The organism is Arthrobacter hankyongi (assembly GCF_022012395.1).
GTDB classification, from domain to species: domain Bacteria; phylum Actinomycetota; class Actinomycetes; order Actinomycetales; family Micrococcaceae; genus Crystallibacter; species Crystallibacter hankyongi.
Window position 1 is genome coordinate 192,046 of sequence record NZ_JAKLTQ010000007.1, and the last position, 19,503, is coordinate 211,548.

The following is a 19,503-nucleotide window of genomic DNA, read 5'->3' on the forward strand; positions in this document are numbered from 1 at the left end:
TCCTCTGTGATCTCTGAGGCCTACGTACATCAATGGGGAGCAGTCAGAGCGTGTTTGCGGGCACGAGCCCTTCTCCAATTGGCCCGCGACATCAGCTCTTAGGCGCTTCAGCACTCCCTGCGCTGGGGACGGATAAGATTCGTACGTGGGGGATAACGACGAGAAGACTGCCGCCCAAACAGCGTTAAGATGGGTGGCCATATTTGCGGTACCTGTTGTCTTGGTTCTTGCGTTTCTCATTGGAATGGGTAGCAAGGTGGCTTTCCCTGGCGCCGCGCCTGAGGCAACAACAGGGACCACGAACATCGCGGCACCTACTCCGGATGTTGATGAGACACCAGAGGCACTTTCACCTGGTGATTCCCCGAATCCTACACCTACAGACCTCCACTCGTCGGAGCTAATGGCTGAGATCGATATCGCCACAGCTGTCGTAGACGGCTTTTGGACCCGCCACTGGTCCGAATACTTTTCAGGTACATACACGGCACCCACTGTCATGGGCGCCTACGATGGAAATGCCACGGATGCCCCCTTCTGCGGTCCCGAGGTGCTTCCTCCCGGCAATGCCGTCTATTGCCTTCCGGATGACTTCGTTGCATGGGATCTCGGTCTGATGGAGCGCGGTTATGCAGAAGGAGATGCGTGGCCATACGTGGTCATAGCTCACGAATGGGGCCACGCCATCCAAGCCCGCTTAGATAGCGCCCTAACTTCGACAGCCTCTGAGCTTCAGGCAGATTGCTTGGCGGGAGCCACCTTGTACGGATCAGCCCGCGACGGTCACATGATATTTGAAGCAGGAGACCAAAAAGAGATCGTTGACATTCTAAGTTTCTTGGGTGACGAGACTCCTTGGACGTCAAGTGCCGACCACGGAGATCCATTCGATCGAGTTGACGCGTTCGACGCCGGACGACGGGGCGGCGTTGGCGCATGCCTGCCCGGCCTTCTTGAGGAGACTCCTGAAGGTACCACCGAGGGATCTCGAAGTGAAACAGTGGCTTTCGGCGGCTCGGCGGAATATGGAAATGGCGTGACTGTTTGGGTCGAACCCCTTGGGTACCGGCCCGTCAGCGAAGACGCTGCTGGAGCAGTGAACGGCCAAGCAGCTGTATTCGAAATGACCATTGAGAATCATAGCGGAAGTGACCTGAATGCTTCTCACATGTCATATCCTGCCGTGTTTTATTACGGACCTGACCGAAAACCAGCGCATTTGGTTACAGACATAGAAAACGGTATGGGATTCGACTTTTTAGGAACGATCCCGTCGGGAACAACTCGAACAGGTGAATTCGCAGTTGGTATCCCGGCTTCTGGCGCAGCACGTGTCCGTGTGGATGTGCCAGGGCCGGATACGTCGCTCGAATCCGCAGTCTTCGAAGGGTGCTTCTGCTATCAATAGTCTTGAACTGCCGCCGCCCAAAGGGAAAGTAGTATTTTCCCGGAAAACGTCAGGCCACTCTTCTCATATTTTCTGCCAGCACCAACCATCTGGGTAGACGCTCGTTAAACGAAATCGATGCAAGTCGTTGAATTGCCGCTCAGCCCCACCACGAACTACGTCAGACCGCGCCGGCTACCGCCCCGCATGTGCCTGCAGGAACGAGTACACCTCCGTCTCGTCCACCCCCGGAAAAGCCCCCGGCGGCAACGCGGCGAGCAGGTGCGTGTTCGCCCGGGCGGCAGGCCAAGCGTAGCCGGCCCACTCCCCCGCCAGCTCCGCCGGCGGGCGGCGGCAGCAGGATTCCTCCGGGCAGCGGGACTTGGAGCGCTCGGTGGTGTCCCGGCCGCGGAACCATTTGACGTCCGCGTACGGCACGCCGATGCTCAGCGAGTACTCCCCGGAGGAGTGCCGCTCGGTGCGGGCGGTGCACCAGAAGGTGCCCACCGCGGTGTCGGTGTACTGGTTGAAGGCCCGGAACTTGTCCGGCACGTCGAACACGGCCCGGGAGGTCCAGTACCGGCAGACCGGCTGGCCCTCGATGGCGCCGGTGTGGTCAGCGGGGAAGTTCACGCCGTCGTTCTCATAGGCCTTGTGGATGATCCCGGAGACGTGGACCTTCTGGAAGTGGCAGCGGATGCCCAGGTGGTGGGTGGCCAGGTTGGTGAACCGGTGCGCGGCGGTTTCATATGAAACGGCGAAGGCGTCGCGCAGGTCCTCGATCGCCAGTTCCTTGGCGGCCTTGGCCTTCTGCAGGAAGTCCACCGTGGCGTGCTCGGGCATCAGCAGGGCGGCGGCGAAGTAGTTGGTGTTCACGCGCTGGCGCAGGAAGTCCGCGTAGTCGGTGGGCGCCTGGTGCCCGAGCACGTAGTGCCCGACGGCCTGCAGCAGCACCGCCCGGGGGTCGTGCTCGGCGCGGTGGCCCTGGGTGAGGTAAATTCTGCGGTTCTTCAGATCCGTCACGGACCGGGTGGAATGCGGCAAATCCCCCACGTACTGCAGGCTGAAGCCGAGGTGCTCGGCAATGTCCGCTGCCACGTGATGGGACAACGGGCCGCCCTTGAAGTCCACCGCCTTGAGCAGCTTCTGCGCCTCGGCCTCGATGTCCTCGTAGTGGTTGTTCCGCGCGCGCATTTCGGCGCGCAGCTCGGTGTTGGCGCGGCGGGCCTCCTCGGGGGTGGCGGCCTGTTCGTCCAGCCTGCGTTCGAGCTCGTGCTGCAGCCCCACCAGGGACTCGAGCACATCCAGCGGCAGCCGCGAACTGACGCGGACCTTGGGCAGTCCGAGGGACTCGTACAGCGGCCCGCGCTGGGCGCGCTCGAGCTCGATCTCCAGGGCGGCGCGCCGGCTGGGCGGCTCGGCGCCGAGCAGCTCATCGATGCTCACGCCCAGGGCCTTGGCCAGCTTCTGGATCATGCCCAGCTTGGGTTCGCGCTTGCCGTTTTCGATCAGCGAGAGCTGGCTCGGCGCGGTGCCGACGGCGGCGCTCACGTCGTCGAGTGTCATCCCCTGCGCCTTGCGCAGGTGGCGCACGCGGCGCCCCAGGCTGATGACGTCGACGGCGTCGGCTCCGGCGTCGTCGGCGTCGGCTGCGGTCCCCTTCCGGGGGCGGGTCCAGCTGGTGGAAGTCATTTCTTGAGGATACGCGAAGAAATGCGTTTCTTTCCAGCCTTTACCCCTAGAGAACCCCTTGCAAGGTACGGAATAGTCGTTTTCACGAAGAAGAACCGGACACCCACCGGGAAGGCCAGCGGAGGCCGGACCGGTCCGGAGAGCCAAGGAGAACAGCAATGAGCGCAACCTTTGAGCCCCGCCAGCAGCCCACGCAGACCGCCGAGGAAGCTGCCAGGGCCCTGGAGCTCGAGTGGGCTGCCGACCCTCGCTGGGAGGGCGTCACCCGCGACTACAGCGCAGCCGACGTCGTCCGCCTCCGCGGCCGCGTCCAGGAAGAGCACACCCTGGCCAGGCGCGGTTCCGAGAAGCTCTGGCAGCAGCTGACCGAGGAAGCCAAGACCGGCGGCTACACCAACGCCCTCGGCGCCCTGACCGGCAACCAGGCGGTGCAGCAGGTCAAGGCCGGCCTGCGCGCCATCTACCTCTCCGGCTGGCAGGTCGCCGCGGACGCGAACCTCTCCGGCCACACCTACCCGGACCAGTCCCTCTACCCGGCCAACTCGGTCCCGCAGGTGGTCCGCCGGATCAACAACGCGCTGCTGCGCGCGGACCAGATCGAGTACTCCGAGGGCATCCAGAGCGTCGAGGACTGGCTGGTCCCGATCGTGGCCGACGCCGAGGCCGGCTTCGGCGGCCCGCTGAACGCCTACGAGCTGATGAAGTCCATGATCGCCTCCGGCGCCTCCGGCGTTCACTGGGAGGACCAGCTCGCCAGCGAGAAGAAGTGCGGCCACCTCGGCGGCAAGGTGCTGATCCCCACCCAGCAGCACATCCGCACGCTGAACGCGGCCCGCCTGGCCGCCGACGTCGCCGGCACCCCGAGCGTGATCATCGCCCGCACCGACGCCGAGGCCGCCACCCTGATCACCTCCGACGTCGACGAGCGGGACCAGGAGTTCATCACCGGCGAGCGGACCCCGGAGGGCTTCTACAAGGTCCGCAACGGGATCGAGCCGTGCATCGCCCGGGCCAAGGCCTACGCGCCGTACTCGGATTTGATCTGGATGGAGACCGGCACCCCGGACCTGGAGCTGGCCCGCAAGTTCGCCGAGGCGGTCAAGGCCGAGTTCCCGGACCAGATGCTCTCCTACAACTGCTCGCCGTCCTTCAACTGGAAGAAGCACCTGGACGACGCCACCATCGCCAAGTTCCAGCGCGAGCTCGGGGCGATGGGCTTCACCTTCCAGTTCATCACCCTGGCCGGCTTCCACGCCCTGAACTACTCGATGTTCGACCTGGCCCACGGCTACGCCCGGGAAGGCATGAGCGCGTACGTCGAGCTGCAGGAGCGCGAGTTCGGCGCCGAGTCCCGCGGCTACACCGCCACCAAGCATCAGCGCGAAGTCGGCACCGGCTACTTCGACACCATCTCGACGGCGCTCAACCCGAACGCCTCCACCCTGGCCCTGGTGGGATCCACCGAAGAAGGCCAGTTCCACTAAATCTTCCCCCACCATCCGATCGACTTGCCACTTATCGCCCTTTTCAGCCTTGGGAAGGGCGATAAGTGGCAACTCGATTCGCCTTTAGGAGTGAGTTCCGATGAACGATCCGATTACCTTGAACGGCATTGAACTGACCGCCTCGCCGGTTCGCCGGCAGGAGGAGATCCTGACCCCGCAGGCGCTGGAGTTCGTCGCCCAGCTGCACAAGGCCACCCGCGAGCGCCGGCGCGAGTTGCTGGAGCTGCGCGGCAAGCGCCGCCGCCGGATTGCCCGCGGGCATGATCCGAAGTTCCTGGAGGAGACCCGGCACATCCGCGAGGACGACTCCTGGCGGGTCGCCCCGACCGCCCCGGGCCTGGAGGACCGCCGGGTGGAGATCACCGGCCCGGTGGACCGGAAGATGACCATCAACGCGCTGAACTCCGGGGCCAACGTGTGGCTGGCGGACATGGAGGACTCCTCCACCCCGTCCTGGTCCAACGTGATCAACGGGCAGCTGAACCTGCGCGACGCGCTGGACCGGCAGATCGACTTCACCACCCCGGCCGGCAAGGAATACAAGGTCCGCGGCGAGAAGCTGACCGACCTGCCCACCATCGTGGTCCGCCCGCGCGGCTGGCACCTGCCGGAGAAGCACATGCTGATCAAGGGCGAGCCGGTGGCCGGCGGCCTGGTGGACTTCGGCCTGTACTTCTTCCACAACGCCCAGAGGCTGATCAGCCAGGGCCGCGGCCCGTACTTCTACCTGCCCAAGATCGAAAACCACCACGAGGCCCGGCTCTGGAACGACGTGTTCGTCCTGGCCCAGGACCTGCTGGGCATCGACCAGGGCACCATCCGCGCCACCGTGCTGATCGAGACCATCACCGCCGCGTTCGAGATGGAGGAGATCCTCTACGAGCTGCGCGACCACGCCGCGGGCCTGAACGCCGGGCGCTGGGACTACATCTTCTCGGTGATCAAGAACTTCCGGAACCGCGGGCCCCGGTTCGTGCTGCCGGACCGCACCCAGGTCACCATGACGGCCCCGTTCATGCGCTCCTACACCGAGCAGCTGGTCCGGGCCTGCCACCGCCGCGGCGCGCTGGCGATCGGCGGGATGGCCGCCTTCATCCCCAACCGCCGGGACCCGGAGGTCAACGCCCGGGCGTTCGAGCAGGTGCGCGCGGACAAGACCCGCGAGGCAGCCGACGGCTTCGACGGCTCCTGGGTGGCGCACCCGGACCTGGTGCCGGTGGCCCGCGAGGTGTTCGACGGCGTCCTGAACGGACGTGCGAACCAGGCCGACCGGCTGCGCGAAGACGTCACCCCGGACGACAAGGGCCTGCTGAACATCGCCGGCACCCAGGGCACCATCACCGAGGCCGGCATCCGCACCAACCTCTGGGTGGGCATCCAGTACATCGAGTCCTGGCTGCGCGGCCACGGCGCCGCGGCCCTGAACAACCTGATGGAGGACGCCGCCACCGCGGAGATCTCCCGCTCGCAGATCTGGCAGTGGATCCACGTCCGCGCGGTGACCGACCACGGCGAGATCGTCTCGGACCACTGGGTGCGCGAGCTGCTCGAGGAGGAGTTCGCCAGGATGCCGCGCTTCGACGGCGACCGCTTCGACGACGCCCGCGAGATCTTCGAGGAAGTCGCCCTGGGCGAGGAATTCCCGGCCTTCCTGACCCTCCCGGCCTACGAGCGCTTCCTGCGCGAGAAGGACGACGCCAAGGAACTCATCGCCGCCTGACCATCCACAACTTTCCGCAGGGCCGCCGGTCCACGCTTATTCGCCACGAGCAGCCCGAAGGCCGGGCGGCCCGGCAGGCCCTGCGGAAGCACCACCCAGAACAAGATGCCGGGTGCGGCTCCATGCTTGGAGCCGCACCCGGCATCTTGGCGGCAGCCCACGTTCCCGAGCCGTCGCTGTGACCCTGTTTTCCCGGAGCCAATGCAGGCATGGCTGCACGCGTAATTTCGTATTACGCTATTGCCATGAGCGCAGGCGAGACGATCAACGGCGTGCCGGTCTCCGAGGAGCAAATCGCGGCATGGGCAGCCGAGGCCGAAGCCGGGTACGACGTCGACGCATTGAAGAAGCGCGGCCGCGGCCGGCCGGGGCGGGGCGCGGAGCCCTCGCAGGTCGTGGCGCTTCGTCTCACCGCGGAAGAGCTCGCCGCTATCGACGTTCGGGCCGCACGTGAAGGGAAGACGCGCTCCGAGGTCATCCGCGAAGCGCTGATGAAGTTCACTGCGTGAAGGTCCACGACTCCGCACTCAAACATGGCATCCTTCCTGAGGACGCCATTCAAGCTGCGACGTGGGCGCTGTGGATCGAGGAGCTCGACGAAGAGAGTCCGGCGCGCCAGCTTCGTCTAGGATTCGACACGCAGGGTCGCCTGCTGGAACCGTCGTGCTCGTGTTCGACAGCGGGAACGAACTCGTCATTCATGCCATGAAGGCACGGCCCAAGATGGTCGACCTTCTCCCGTAGGGGCGGTCAACCGCGGCTCGATGGCCGATCCCGACTCCGTGGACTGAGGCATGCCAAGCAGACACGGATCTACCTCACCGACATCTGTCTGCCGGGCCCGGGGTTTGGCCTCCCGCCTGCTCGAGCCGCACAAACTCGTCGCCCCGGCGCGTCCCGGACGTCCCGCAGCTCCCCTCTCTGGAATGCCGCTGCGAAATGGGATTTCCCTCACGGTACGAACCATGAGGGAAATCCCATTTCGCGGGCCGGGAGGCTCAGTCCTCGTCAAGTCCCGAAGGCGGGTTGACCACCCGGTTGAGCAAGGTCCGCAGATTCTGTACCTGGTCCGGGTCAAGGACCGCGAGGTACTCCTCTTCGACCTGGCGGACGATCAGTTCCGCCTTTTCGACGACGTCGAGGCCTTTCTCGGTGGCGCGGATGATGTTCGACCGCCGGTCCGCCGGGTCGGTAGTGCGCTCCACCAGCCCGCTGGACTCCAGGGCGTCGATGACATACATGACCTGGCGGGCGTCGAGCACCAGGAAATCCGCCAGCTCGCGCTGGGACGGGCCGTCTCCGTACTTGACCACGGAGAGGACGGAGTACATCCGCAAATCGAGGTCGTAGCGGTTCAGGCGCTGGTTTGCCATCGCCGTCGCCATGCTGCGCGCCTTCGCGATGAGGAAGGTGATGTCGTCGGCGAGCAGCGACGGGTCCAGTTTGTTGCGCCGCTTGCCCGCCCGTGCGACCGCCATGCCTGCTCCCTTCACCGTTCTGAATGCTCAAATAGGAAATTATTCACTTCTGTTCCAATGGTATCGGCACCGGAATGCCGAGTTCCAGCAGTGCTGCGACGGGACGCGGCTGCCGTCCCAGCTCGCTGGCGTGGTCGAACAGCCTGCCGGCACCCGTCTCGCCGAGGACCCCGGCGGCCAGTCCCATGAACTTCTCCCGCAGCCGGGGCGCGGGAAGCATGTTCTCCGGTTCCCCGAGGGGAACCCGGACATAGTGGCTGAGCACCCGCCCGTCGCGCAGGGTGATCCGGACCCGTCCGGGGAAGACCTGCGGATACTCCGCGTCGGCCTCGGCGTCGACGACGGCGTCAATCCGGCCCATGAGCTCGCGGAGGCCGGCATCCGCCAGGGCATCCGGGTAGTCAGCGAACGCGACCCGCCCCCGGGTCAGCGCCAGCGCGAGGCACAGGTGTACCGAGAACTGGCAGTCGACGACGTTGTGCGGGTCGCGCTTGCGTTCCTGCGGCTCCCCGGTGATGGCCACGCACCGCTCGGGCATGCCGACCAGCACGTGCTCGATATCCCCTGCCGTGAATCCGCCCCGGCCAAGCAGTTCGAACACCGCATCGAGCGGGGCATGGATCGCCCGGCAGCACGGGTAGGGCTTGAGCCCCACGGCCATCGTCTCCCACACCCCGCCGAGCCCCTGCAGTGCGTCGTCGGGCCGGGGGCTGGGCGAGTAGAGGTTGTAGAACCCGTCCCGGCCCTCCAGTGCTGCCGCCGCACCGGTGAATCCCTTCGCCGCCAGTTCGGCCGCCAGGTAGCCGGAAGCGGCTGCCGCGCCGACATGGAAGCGCTTGGTCCAGGCCCCGTTGACCAGGAACTGTCCGGAACCGGCTGCCAGGCTCAGGCAGGTCCCCCAGGCATGCTCCAGCTGCGCCGGGGTCAGCCCGAGGATGGATCCGGCGGCCGCCGCGGCACCGAAGACGCCGGTGGTCGCGGTCAGATGGAAGCCCCGCCGGGCGTGGGCATCCGGATCCAGGCCGTAGGAGACCCGGGTCATCGTCTCGTAGCCGGCGATCACACCGGTGATCAGCTGCCGCTCATCGGCGTCCACGCTCTGGGCGGCCGCCAGGGCAGCGGCGATCACCGGGGCACCGGGGTGCAGCTGCGCCGGGGCGTGCGTGTCGTCGAAGTCGAGGCTGTGTGCCGCGGCTCCGGACAGCAGCGCGGCCGCGTACGGCGAGCAGCCACCGGCACGTCCCGGGACCCGGGCGGTGCCGCCCAGCAGTCCCGCGGCGCCCAGCCCGGCGGCCAGGGTGAGGGTGGAATCCAGCAGCTGCGCGCCGACGATGCTGGCCAGTGTGTCCGTCACGAGCAGCACGGCCCGGTCGCGCACCGGCTCCGGGATCTGCTCCCAGCTGAGCCCGGCGGCGAATTCCGCCAGGGCGGCGGTAACGGCAGTGGCCGTAGTGGCTGGCGGGGATGTGGTCATAGCAAGTCCTTTCACGGAGTGCGGGTGCCGGGTGGTCAGCGGCCGGAAGCGGCCAGTGCGGCGTCGGCGGCGTCCGGCCGGCGGATCAGCCGGTAGACCTGCGAGCGCAGCCCGGCAAAGCGCGGATCGGCCTTCGTCTCGATCTGGTCCCGTTCCCGGCCCAGGTCCACCGTGATCATGTCCGCCACGGTGGTGGGCTTGCCGGCCAGCACCATGACCCGGTCCGAGAGGTACACGGCCTCGTCGATATCGTGGGTGACCAGCAGGACGGTGATGTCCAGGTGCTGGCGCACCCGCAGGGTCAGGTCCTCCAGGTCCGCGCGGGTCTGGGCATCCACGGAGGCGAACGGCTCGTCCATCACGATCACCGCGGGACGGTAGGCCAGGGCGCGGGCGATGGCCACGCGCTGCTGCATGCCGCCGGAGAGCTGCCAGGGGTACTTCTGCTCCGACCCGGCCAGCCCCACCTCCTCCAAAGCCTCCAGCGCGCGCTGCTGCCGTTCCTTCTTTCCCAGCCCGGCCGACTTCAGCGGCAGGGCCACGTTGTCCAGCGCACTCAGCCACGGCATCAGTGAATGGGAGTAGTCCTGGAAGACCACCGCCATCTCCGCCGGAGGCCCGGCGATCGGGCGGCCGCGGAACCGTACCGCGCCGCTGGTGGCCGGGCGCAGGCCGGAGAGGCACTGCAGCAGGGTGGTCTTGCCGGCACCGGACGGGCCGACAATGCAGACCAGTTCGCCCGTGCCGATCTGAGCATCCAGCCCGCGCAGGATCTCCTTCTCCCCATAGGAGAAGCCCAGGTTGTCGATGTGCAGCAGCGGTTCCGGGGCCGCCTTGTTGGTGTCGGTCATGAGGAGGCTCCTTGGGTGTGGGCAACCATGGCATGGTGCCAGTTCAGAATCCGCTTCTCGAAGGCGCGGAACAGTGCGTTGAGCAGGTAGCCGAAGACGCCCAGCACCAGCATGCCGGTCCACATGGCCACCACCTGGAAGTTCTCCTGGGCATGCCGGATGAAGTAGCCCAGGCCGCCGGGGGTGCCGAACATTTCGACGACGACCATCACGGCCACCCCGATAGCCAGGGCCGTGCGTGCCCCGGCGAACACCTGGGGTGCCGCGGCCGGCAGGTAAATGTGCCAGAAGCGGTCCAGCGGCCGCAGCTTGAACGACTCCATCACCTGGCCCAGGGTCGGGTTCACCGACCGCACGCCGTCGATGGTGTTGAGCATGATCGGCCACATGGAGATGAAGGCGATCAGCACGATCTTCATGGCTTCGCCGGTACCGAAGAACATCAGCGCGATCGGCAGCAGCGCCGCTCCGGGGATCGCCCGGAACGAGTCGGTCAGGGGCCGCAAGGCTTCCTCGGTGCGGGGCATGAGGCCCAGCAGGGTGCCCAGCAGGACGCCGGCCACGACGGCGGCGCAGAAGCCGGCGAGCAGCCGGAGCAGGCTCGGCAGCAGGTTCTCCGCCATGCCGCCGCCGTCGAACCAGATCACCCAGGTCTGTTCGGCGATGGTCCGCAGCGGCGGAAAGTAGTGCGACGAGAACTGCTGGCTGAGGAGCAGGGAACCTGCCACCAGCAGGACCGGCAGCCACAGGTGCCAGGCCAGGCCGGCCCCGGTCCGCGCCCAGGGGTTTCGGGTTGGTTTCATCGCTGCTTTCCTCTCAACGACGGGTGCCACCACAGCAGCTTCCGCTGCAGCACCGCCAGGACGGCATTGATCAACAGCCCCAGGAAGCACGCGGTCAGCACCCAGGCGTACAGCGTGGCGGAGCGGTTGTAGATCTGCGCGTTCATGATTTCGCTGCCGATCCCCCGGCTGCCGCCGATCAGTTCGGCGCTGACCGTCACCAGCAGGGCCGCGGTGGTGGCCAGACGCAGGCCCGGCCAGATGAAGGCGAGGACATCCGGTGCCAGCACGTACCTGATCCTGTCCGCCAGCGTCAGCCGGAAGGACCGGGCCACGCGGCCGAGCATCGGATCCGCCTGCTGGCCGGCATAGATGGCCTGGATAACCAGCGGCCAGACCGCCGGAATGACGGCGACGACGATCACCATGGCCTGCGTCCGCCCCATCAGCAGCAGCGCCAGCGGGATGAAGGCGACCGAGGGGATGGTCCGCAGGAAGTCGATGCTCCACTTGGTGCTGTCGAAGACCTTGCGGCTGCGCCCGATGGCCAGCCCGGCCGGTACGCCCATCACGATCGAGGCGGTCAGTGCCACCGCCCAGGAGCCGGTGGTCGACCCCAAGGCAGCCCAGTATTTGCCCGTCAGCAGCAGTTCGCCCAGCCGGCCAAGGGACTCCAGGGCGCCGGGCATGTCGGCCTTGGCCGCCGTCGGAGTCCGCGCGAACAGCTCCCAGAGTGCCAGGAAGCCGACGACGGTTGCCGCCTGCAGCAGGCGCATCTTCAACCGGCCTGCCGGCCCATTGGCGGGAGGGCGGTGCCGCGCGGCTCGCTGCCGGTGCGCCGCGGCAGCCGGAGCCTGGGCGCCGGCCTCAAGTTGCGATGTCACGGTCACTCCTTACGAAACGAACCCGAGTCCGGTTCCCCGGCACTACTGGGCCCAGACCACTTCGTCGAGGGACGGCAGCTTGTCCTTGGCCAGGACGCCGAACTCCACCAGCCGGTCGGCCACGGGCCGGACCGAGGCCGGGGTGAAGGCTTCCTCGGCATAGTGGGGCAGCCGCACGGCCTTGACCACCTCGGCGTCCAGATCCATGTAGCCGGCGATGGTTTCCTCGGCCTTGGCGCGGTCGGCGTTGATAGCCTTGTTCGCCTCCAACACTGCGGCCTCGAACTTCTTCGCGGTGTCGGTGTTCTCCCGCAGCCACTTCAGGGAGCTGGCGTAGCCGAAGTTGGGGGCGCCCTTCATGGCGTCGTCGGCATTGTCCAGGACCTTGACGCCGCCCTGCTGGAGGGCGATGGTGCCGTTGGGCTCGGCAACCGTGATGGCATCCACCTGGCCCTGCCGCAGCGCGGACACCAGCTGCGGGCCGGGAACCTGGATCCATTCCACCTTGTCCATATCCACGCCCTCGGACTTCAGTTTCTGCACGAAGTCCAGGTAGGCGGTTCCGCCGATCGTGTTGGTCCCGATCTTCTTGCCCTCCAGCTGCTTGGGCGAGGACAGGCCCGAGTCCTTCAGCACCAGGAGATTGCCGAAGCCGATGCCGTCGGCCGGCGGCTTGGCGGCCGTGACGCTCATGGGTGCTGCGATGGCCAGGTCGGTGCCCTGGGAACGGGCGAGGATGGTGTTATGCACGTCGGCCTGCGAATACTGGATCTCGCCGTTGGCCAGCAGGGCGGCGCCGTCGCTGGTGGACTTGATGTCCACCACCTCAACATCCAGCCCGGCCTTCTTGAAGAGCCCGGATTCGATGCCGTAGCGGACCGGGACCGAGAAGACCGAGGTCGGGACGCCGACCGTGATGTGGGTGGTGCCGCCCTCGGACGCCGTGGAGCTGCCGGCGCAGCCGGACAGGGCCAGCGCGGCCGAGGCAGCCAGCGCCACCAGTCCGAAACGTGCCGGCCGGGTGAACTTTCGCTTCATCGGGATGTTCATCGCTGCAAACCTTTCATTGAAGGGAACGGGGCTAACGAAGGGTTCCGGCCGCTGCGGGCTGCCGCGGCTCGGTGTTCGGGGAGGGGATTTCCAGGTCCACCAGCGGAGCGAACTGCTGCCCGCCGAAGGCATCGGTGTCCTCGGGGTGCCCGTTGGGATACCGGCGCGGGAAGCTGAACTTGATCGCGTTCGCCGGCGCGTAGTTGAAGATGTCGATTACGTCCGGGTCGACGCCGAGCAGCGGCCCCACGGTGGCGGGTGTGACCGCGCCGCTGGCCACGACCTGTTCGAAGGTCTGCGCGTCCGCGAACATGATGTCCACCGTCAGGGTCCACGGACCGGCATTCTTGCTTCTGATCAGCTGGGCGAGGTCGCCAAGTGCTGCCACGGTTAGGCCTCCTGGTATTCGGCCGAGTAGTTGATGCGGAACAGTTCCAGCGGGTCCTCCAGCTCCACCACATGGTTGAGCACAAAGCTGTAGGCCGGGCCGAGGTCCGTCACGTGCGGGGTCACCGGGAAGGCGAGGTTGGACACCAGCCCGTGCCAGCGCGGTACCGGGAAATGGTGCATGGTGTGCCCGGTCTGGTAGGCGATCGCATGGGCGAGTTCCTGGCTCGGGGCCGTGACCAGCAGCAGCACCGCCACTTCATGGTCGTTGCCGATTCCTGCGGGCCGTGCCGGCATGACGGCATTGCGGCCGTACACCCGGTAGGCGATCGAACAGCTGTCAACGGTCTCCTGGCCGTAGGTGCGCACCGCAGCGTGCAGGGCGCCGGCCTTGGCCTGCTCGAACCAGGCATCGAAATCGCGCAGGATGGCCGGGTCGGTGATGCCGCCGAAGACCTGGGATCGGTAGCCCACCAGCGCCGCGCCTTCGAGCTTGACGGTGTAGGCCTGCTCCTCGAAGCGGCTGCCCCGTACCCGGACCCGGCGCCCGTCGACGGCCTCGTACGTGACGTCCTCCAGGTGCATGGCCCCGCCCGGTTCGAGCATCACCAGCGGGTTGGCCGTTTCATACAGCGCGTGGGAGGCAACGCTGACCGGGGTGCAGGACTGGTCCGGGCTGACCGGTTCGAGTTCGAAGTACTCCTCGGTCAGGGTGCAGACCATGCCCTCGGGCTTGGTCATCTGCGCCACGGCAGCCCCGCCGCATTCCATGATCTTCGCCGCGTGCCAGGCCAGCCCGGCCGGCAGCCCGCGCATCAGCGGGATGGCGGCAAACAGGGCGGCGTCGCTGGAGCGGCCCGCCAGCACCACGTCGGCGCCGCCCTCCAGCGCAGCGATAATCGGCTCGGCGCCCATCATCGCCACGATGCGCCGGGTCTCGCGCAAGGTGGACTCGCTGATCTGCGGGGCGTGCTTGAGGGCGCGGATCCGGCCGGCCCGGTACTTCTCCACGAGCACGTCCCGGTCCACTTCGGCCGGGATGAGTGCCGTCCTGAAATCCAGGCTGTCCTCGGCGGCGATCTCCTGCACGATCTGGTGCACCCAGCCCAGGTTGTAGTTGCCGCCGGAGCCCCCGCAGGAGCCGACCAGCAGCGGGATCCGGTGCCGGCGGGCCGTGCGGACCAGGATCTGCAAGTCCCGCTTGATTGCCTCGCGCGAATTGAAGGGCAGGTCGGCGCCGAGGTTGTTGGCCCCGCCGTCGGTGGACCCGGAGTCCACGGCGATGAAGTCGACCCGGTGCCGGGCCACGGCGTCGTTGAAGTACGACTCGGTAAATCCGCCTCCGAGCATGCCCACAGGCGAGATATAGCTGATGGTGTTGCTCATGTAATGCCTTTCGTGCCGTAGGGCGGAATCAGGCCTGCAGCGCCGATGCGGGCTGCTTGTCCCAGGCGCCCGGGCGCTCCAGGCCGAGGTTCCCGCGCAGCGTGCTGTGCTCGTACTCCTCGCGGAAGTAGCCCCGGTTCTGCAGTTCCGGGACGAGCAGGTCGCAAATGGCGTCGAAGCCGCCCATGATGTACGGGGCGTTGAGGTTGAAGCCGTCGCAGGCCCCGGACTCGAACCAGTCCACCATGACATCGGCGATTTTCGACGGCGTCCCGGCGACCCACTGGTGGCCGTGGCCGCGGGAGTGCTCCAGGATCAGTTCGCGCAGCGTGTAGCCCTTGTCCTCGGACAGGTGCCGGAAGACCTCCCACCGGCTCTTCGACTGCTTCACCGGCCCCTGCTGCCAGTAGCTGGCCGGGATGCGCTCATCGAGGTCGATCTCGTCGAGCTTCATCTCGAGGCGGTTCTCCAGCAGATAGCGGCCGCTGGCCATGTTGACGTGGTCGCCCAGGTTGCGCATCACGTCCTGGGCCTCCTTCTCGGTCGCGCCGAGGATCGGGACAATGCCCGGAATGACCTTGACGGACTCCGGGTTCCGGCCCTGTCCGGAGACCAGGCCCTTGAACTGCCGGTAGAAGGCCATGGAGTCTTCCTTCACCGGCTGGGTGGTGTAGATCGCGTCGGCGAAGCGGGAACCGAACTCCAGGCCGGCAGCGGAGGAACCGGCCTGGACCAGGACCGGGCGTCCCTGGACCGGGCGGCGCATGTTGAGCGGGCCCTGGACATCGAAGAACTCCCCGGTGTGGCGCAGCGGCCTGATCCGCTGCGGATCCGCCCAGATCCCGGCCTGGCGGTCGCAGACCATGGCGTCGTCGGCCCAGCTGTCCCACAGGCGGGTGACCACGTCGGCGAACTCGGTCGCCCTGCGGTAGCGCTCCTCGCTGCTGCCCGCCTCGCTGATACCGAAGTTTTCATGCCCAACGCTGGAGGTGACCATGTTCCACCCGGCCCGGCCGTTGCTCATCTCATCCAGCCCGGCCATCAGGCGGGCCAGGTTGTAGGGCTCGTAGAAGCTGGTGGAGGCGGTGGCAATCATGCCGATGTTGCTGGTGTGCTGCGAGAGCGCGGCCAGCGTGGTGAACGGCTCGTAGTGGCCGGAGACAGTGGGGTCCGCCCCGGGGATGCGCCCGGCCGAGGAGACGTCCCCGAAGAACATGATGTCCAGCTTCGCCGCCTCGGCCTTCTGTGCCATTTCCTTGACCAGGCCAAACTGTCCCAGTTCCTCCACCCGGCTGCCCGGCATGGTCCAGCTGTCGTAGTGGTAGCCGGCGGTGATCATAAAGATGCTCAGCACCATGTGCTTGTCGGGTCTGTGCGCCACGGCGCACTCCTTTCTCTTGGCCACCGGAGCAGTTCCGCTGCGTGAATCCCTGCCGATGTTCCGGCGCTGTGATGTTCGCTACAAGTTCGGACTGTTCGATCTAACGATAGTTACAGAATTGGGTCAATAGTGTTGTGATATAAATCACAACACTATTGAACGATTACCGATCGGAACTAATATGGCGAGCATGGGGTGGCCTGGGCCACATCCAAAAGTCCCGAAAACTTCAGAAAGGACCGCGTGCGCATGGTTGGGAAAGTGGATCAAGACCGGTATGCCGAGGTCGACGACGCGGTCTTCCGCAACGTCGTCGGGCACTTCGCCAGCGGAGTCACGGTCATCACGGCGGCCGCCGGCGGGCACCTCTACGGCAGCACGGTCTCCGCCGTCTCGTCGCTGTCCCTGGATCCGCCCATGATGCTGGTCTGCCTCAACCGCAAGAGTTCCACACACGGCGGCGTCCTCGAGTCCGGGCGCTTTGCCGTCAACATCCTGGCCTACGGGCAGGAGTCGTTGGCCATGAACTTTGCCTCCTCCAAGGAGAGCAAATACGAGGACGTGGACTACTCGCTCTCACCGCACGGCATCCCCCTGCTGGACGGCGCGCTGGCGACCATCGAATGCGTGGTCGAGGAGACGGCCGTCGGCGGCACGCACACCGTCTTCCTGGCCCGGGTGGCCTCGGCCGACACCCGGCCGGGCGAGCCGCTGGCCTACTTCCGCGGCAAGTTCGGCCGTCTGGAGCGCATCCAGGAGAACACGGCGTATGCGGCAGTGCGCAAGGCGGTACTGACCCGGACCACCCGCCTTGGGGAGGCACTTGATGTCGAGGCCACCGCCGCCGGCCTGCGTGTGGATCCGCAGGACGTGCACAATGCCCTGATCCGGCTCTCCGCAGAGGGTCTGGCCGTCCGTGCCGATGACGGCTCGTTCGCCCCCACGCCGATCACCATTGAACTCGCCACCAGCCTCTTTGATGCCCGGGCGGCCATCGAGGTCGGGGTGATCGATGCCCACTTCGGCCGGCTCACCGACGAGGACGTGGAGCGGCTGAGCGAAACCAGCGCCCTGCTGGCGGCGGCAGCCACTGGCACCTCCGTCACCGACGGCGCCGGGCTGGAAGCCTTCCTCGAACTGACCTCCGAATTCCACGAACGCATCATCGCCCTGGCCCAGTCACCCCAGCTGACCAGCGCCTACCGGCAGATGAGCCTGACCGGGCTCTGGCGCGAGACCCTGGCCGCCGACGAATGGGGCGCCTGGCTGGACACCACCCATCTGGCCGAGCTGACCGAAGCACTGGAACGCCGCGACGCCGCAGCCGCACGGGAAGCACTGCTGCGTCACGCCGTCCTGGTCCGCGAGCAGGCGGCCAAGGCCATCGAACGCCACGGCGGCGCCGTCTAGGCTGCCGTCCCGCTTCCTTCCTCAACCGAAAGACGAACATGACCACAGTTTCCGAACGCGTCGCCGAAATCATCGCCGCCAACGTCGACCACGTCTTCGCCCTCATGGGCAACGGCAACGCCTACTTCGTCGACGCGCTGGCCCGCACCACGGTACCCATGACCGCCGTGCGCCACGAGACCGCAACGGTCGCCTCGGCGGATTCCTATTACCGGGTCTGCCGCCGGCTGGCCGCAGCCACCACCACCTTCGGCCCCGGCTACACCAACACCCTGACCTCTTTGGCCGAAGCCGCCCAGGCCCGCACGCCGCTGGTCCTCGTGGTCGGCGACGCCCCGACGGCCGGTCCCCGGCCGTGGGACGTGGACCAGTCCGCCATGGCCGCCGCCCTGGGCGTGCGTACCTTCACGGTCGGGTCCGATGACGCCGGCCGCACCACGCTGGACGCCATCCACTGGGCACTGGCCGAACGCACCGCCGTCGTGCTCGCCGTCCCCTACGACGTCGGCGCCGCTCCGGCCGCAGACGAAGGCACCCTGGTCCTGCCACCGCTGCCTGCCCCGCAGACGCCGGCCGGGGACCTGGTCCGGCAGGCGGTCGAAGCGCTGCTGGCGGCCCGGCGGCCGCTGCTTCTCGCCGGCCGCGGCGCGCGCGGGGCGGCAGCCGGCCTGTCCGGGCTCGCCGACGCGCTGGGGGCGCTCAGCGCAACCACGGCCCCGGCCCGGGGAACCTTTGCCGGCCGCGCCTACGACCTGGGCGTGGCCGGAGGTTTTGCCTCCGAGCCCTCGGCAGAACTGATCCGCGCCGCGGATGTGGTGCTGGTGGTCGGGGCGGGGCTGAACCAGTTCACCACCTCCTTCGGGCACGCATTCTCCCCCGAGGCCACGCTCATCCAGGTGGACGTGCGCGATCAGGCGACCAATCCACGCGTGGACCTCTTTATCCGCGCCGACGCGGCGGTGGCGGTGGAGGCGATCGCCGCGGAAGTCGCGGCAGCCGGGCCCGGGGGCCGGCGGGGGCTTCCATGGGACGGTGCCGCGGAGCAGGCGCGCGGTTCGCTGCTGCAGTTCGACCGCGAGCCCGGCGAGGACGCCGCCCCGGACGGACTGCTGGATCCCCGCAGTGCCATGCGCCGGTTGAACGAGATCCTGCCGGCGCAGCGCCAGCTGGTCTCCGACGGCGGGCACTTCATCGGCTGGGCCAACACCTACTTCGACCTGCCCTCGCCGGACAGCATCACGCTGGTCGGCACCACCTACCAGTCCATCGGCCTGGGCCTGCCGTCCGCGGCCGGGGCCGCCCTTGCCCGCCCGGATCGGACCACGGTGGTGGTGACCGGCGACGGCGGCGGGCTCATGGGCCTGCCCGACCTGGACACGCTGGTCAGGGCCGCGCGCAGCGCCATCGTGCTGGTCTTCAACGACGCCGGCTACGGAGCCGAGGTGCACCAGTACGGCTCCCAGGGGCTCGACGAGCGGATCATGCAGATCGAGCAGGTCGACTTCGCCAAGCTGGCCGAAGGCTTCGGGGCACGTTCGGCGGTTATCCGGACCCTGGCGGACCTTCAGGCCGTCACCGAATGGGTCGACGGCGGGGCCGAAGGCACCTTCGTGGCGGACCTGCGCGTCTCGCAGCAGATCGTCGCACCGTACATCCTGGAGATCATCGAACTGACCCTGAAGCGGTAGGGCCATTCCGGCGGCCTTTCCCACGAGATTCCCTCGTTCCGGGACCACCCTGCGGGAATTTCGTGCAGGAGGTTCCCGAAATGCGTGGGAACGGGCGGGAGGCGGCCGCCTGAGCGGTCCCGTGCCGTTATCCGGAAACCTCCGACGCAACCATGTCGCTATTGCTGGCCGCGGTCTGGCCGTCGGTGTAGCCCTGGTTGTAGGCTTCGTCGGTGCCGAGGCGGAAGAGGTCGTTGTCGGCGGGGCGGATGAGGGCGCGGGCGGTGTGGGCGGGGTCGTCCAGGTTGGCAAGCACCAGGTGGGCCAGGCCGCGGACGAGGGCGACGGGCCGGCCGGTGGCCTTGCCCTTGGCCAGGTCGGCGGCGGCGGCGATTTCGTCGGCGACGGCGGCGGCGGAGACGGCCAGCAGGTTGCCGTGGGTGTCGCGC

The 19,503-nt window shown here is 67.3% G+C and carries 17 protein-coding genes and 1 pseudogene; 7 read left to right on the top strand and 11 right to left on the bottom strand.

The features are described from left to right. Positions 1-403: 403 nt before the first annotated feature. Positions 404-1,408, top strand: a complete 1,005-nt coding sequence (locus tag LVY72_RS11975) for a neutral zinc metallopeptidase (protein WP_237821106.1) — start codon at positions 404-406, stop codon at positions 1,406-1,408. Positions 1,409-1,582: 174 nt separating this feature from the next. Here LVY72_RS11975 and LVY72_RS11980 read toward each other — a convergent pair whose 3' ends face one another. Beyond that, positions 1,583-3,079 carry a helix-turn-helix transcriptional regulator gene (locus tag LVY72_RS11980; RefSeq protein WP_237821108.1) on the bottom strand — a complete coding sequence of 499 codons (1,497 nt, stop codon included), beginning with the start codon at positions 3,077-3,079 and terminating at the stop codon, positions 1,583-1,585. Between the two features lie 158 nt (positions 3,080-3,237). Between LVY72_RS11980 and aceA the strand changes: the two genes are divergently transcribed. The 4 genes and pseudogenes from aceA (at position 3,238) to LVY72_RS12000 (ending at position 7,048) form a co-directional block, all read left to right on the top strand. Next, positions 3,238-4,563, top strand: coding sequence for an isocitrate lyase (gene aceA / locus LVY72_RS11985; protein ID WP_237821110.1), 1,326 nt, complete (start codon positions 3,238-3,240; stop codon positions 4,561-4,563). 100 nt (positions 4,564-4,663) lie between these two features. Continuing rightward, entirely contained in the window at positions 4,664-6,304 is a 1,641-nt protein-coding gene (aceB, locus tag LVY72_RS11990; protein WP_237821112.1) for a malate synthase A, read from the top strand. A gap of 245 nt (positions 6,305-6,549) precedes the next feature. Continuing rightward, positions 6,550-6,813: a ribbon-helix-helix domain-containing protein gene (locus LVY72_RS11995; protein ID WP_237821114.1), complete on the top strand. Its 264-nt coding sequence runs from the start codon at positions 6,550-6,552 to the stop codon at positions 6,811-6,813. Then, positions 6,810-7,048 (top strand): annotated as a pseudogene (locus LVY72_RS12000) (toxin). The gene LVY72_RS11995 and the pseudogene LVY72_RS12000 overlap by 4 nt, the downstream one beginning before the upstream one ends. Before the next feature lie 254 nt (positions 7,049-7,302). Here the strand turns inward: LVY72_RS12000 and LVY72_RS12005 are convergent. Genes LVY72_RS12005 through LVY72_RS12045 form a run of 9 tightly spaced genes read right to left on the bottom strand, consistent with a single transcriptional unit; the run spans position 7,303 to position 15,977 of the window. Beyond that, positions 7,303-7,782, bottom strand: coding sequence for a MarR family winged helix-turn-helix transcriptional regulator (locus tag LVY72_RS12005; protein ID WP_237821116.1), 480 nt, complete (start codon positions 7,780-7,782; stop codon positions 7,303-7,305). Between the two features lie 43 nt (positions 7,783-7,825). Next, positions 7,826-9,256 (bottom strand): MmgE/PrpD family protein, encoded by a 1,431-nt coding sequence (locus tag LVY72_RS12010; RefSeq protein WP_237821118.1) that lies wholly within the window; start codon positions 9,254-9,256, stop codon positions 7,826-7,828. 35 nt (positions 9,257-9,291) lie between these two features. Further along, positions 9,292-10,107: an ABC transporter ATP-binding protein gene (locus LVY72_RS12015; RefSeq protein WP_237821120.1), complete on the bottom strand. Its 816-nt coding sequence runs from the start codon at positions 10,105-10,107 to the stop codon at positions 9,292-9,294. Continuing rightward, entirely contained in the window at positions 10,104-10,910 is an 807-nt protein-coding gene (locus LVY72_RS12020) for an ABC transporter permease (RefSeq protein ID WP_237821122.1), read from the bottom strand. Before LVY72_RS12020 ends, LVY72_RS12015 begins: the two co-directional genes overlap by 4 nt. After that, the gene (locus LVY72_RS24705; protein ID WP_237821124.1) at positions 10,907-11,773 is read right to left on the bottom strand and encodes an ABC transporter permease; all 867 of its coding nucleotides are present in this window, start codon (positions 11,771-11,773) and stop codon (positions 10,907-10,909) included. Before LVY72_RS24705 ends, LVY72_RS12020 begins: the two co-directional genes overlap by 4 nt. 42 nt (positions 11,774-11,815) lie before the next feature. Continuing rightward, complete coding sequence (locus LVY72_RS12030; RefSeq protein ID WP_237821126.1) at positions 11,816-12,823, bottom strand: ABC transporter substrate-binding protein; 1,008 nt, start codon at positions 12,821-12,823, stop codon at positions 11,816-11,818. 31 nt (positions 12,824-12,854) lie between these two features. Continuing rightward, entirely contained in the window at positions 12,855-13,211 is a 357-nt protein-coding gene (locus tag LVY72_RS12035) for a DUF4387 domain-containing protein (protein ID WP_237821128.1), read from the bottom strand. A gap of 2 nt (positions 13,212-13,213) precedes the next feature. Then, entirely contained in the window at positions 13,214-14,596 is a 1,383-nt protein-coding gene (locus LVY72_RS12040) for an acyclic terpene utilization AtuA family protein (RefSeq protein ID WP_237821130.1), read from the bottom strand. A 28-nt stretch (positions 14,597-14,624) separates the two neighbouring features. Then, positions 14,625-15,977 carry an NtaA/DmoA family FMN-dependent monooxygenase gene (locus LVY72_RS12045; protein ID WP_237821131.1) on the bottom strand — a complete coding sequence of 451 codons (1,353 nt, stop codon included), beginning with the start codon at positions 15,975-15,977 and terminating at the stop codon, positions 14,625-14,627. Positions 15,978-16,226: 249 nt separating this feature from the next. On the opposite strand from LVY72_RS12045, the gene LVY72_RS12050 reads away from it, so the two are divergent. Beyond that, positions 16,227-17,387 carry a flavin reductase gene (locus LVY72_RS12050; RefSeq protein WP_237821134.1) on the top strand — a complete coding sequence of 387 codons (1,161 nt, stop codon included), beginning with the start codon at positions 16,227-16,229 and terminating at the stop codon, positions 17,385-17,387. Positions 17,388-17,425: 38 nt separating this feature from the next. After that, positions 17,426-19,075, top strand: a complete 1,650-nt coding sequence (locus tag LVY72_RS12055; RefSeq protein WP_237821136.1) for a thiamine pyrophosphate-binding protein — start codon at positions 17,426-17,428, stop codon at positions 19,073-19,075. A gap of 127 nt (positions 19,076-19,202) precedes the next feature. Here LVY72_RS12055 and LVY72_RS12060 read toward each other — a convergent pair. Then, a partial coding sequence (locus LVY72_RS12060) for a coenzyme F420-0:L-glutamate ligase (RefSeq protein WP_372463701.1) occupies positions 19,203-19,503 on the bottom strand: 301 nt, incomplete at its 5' end.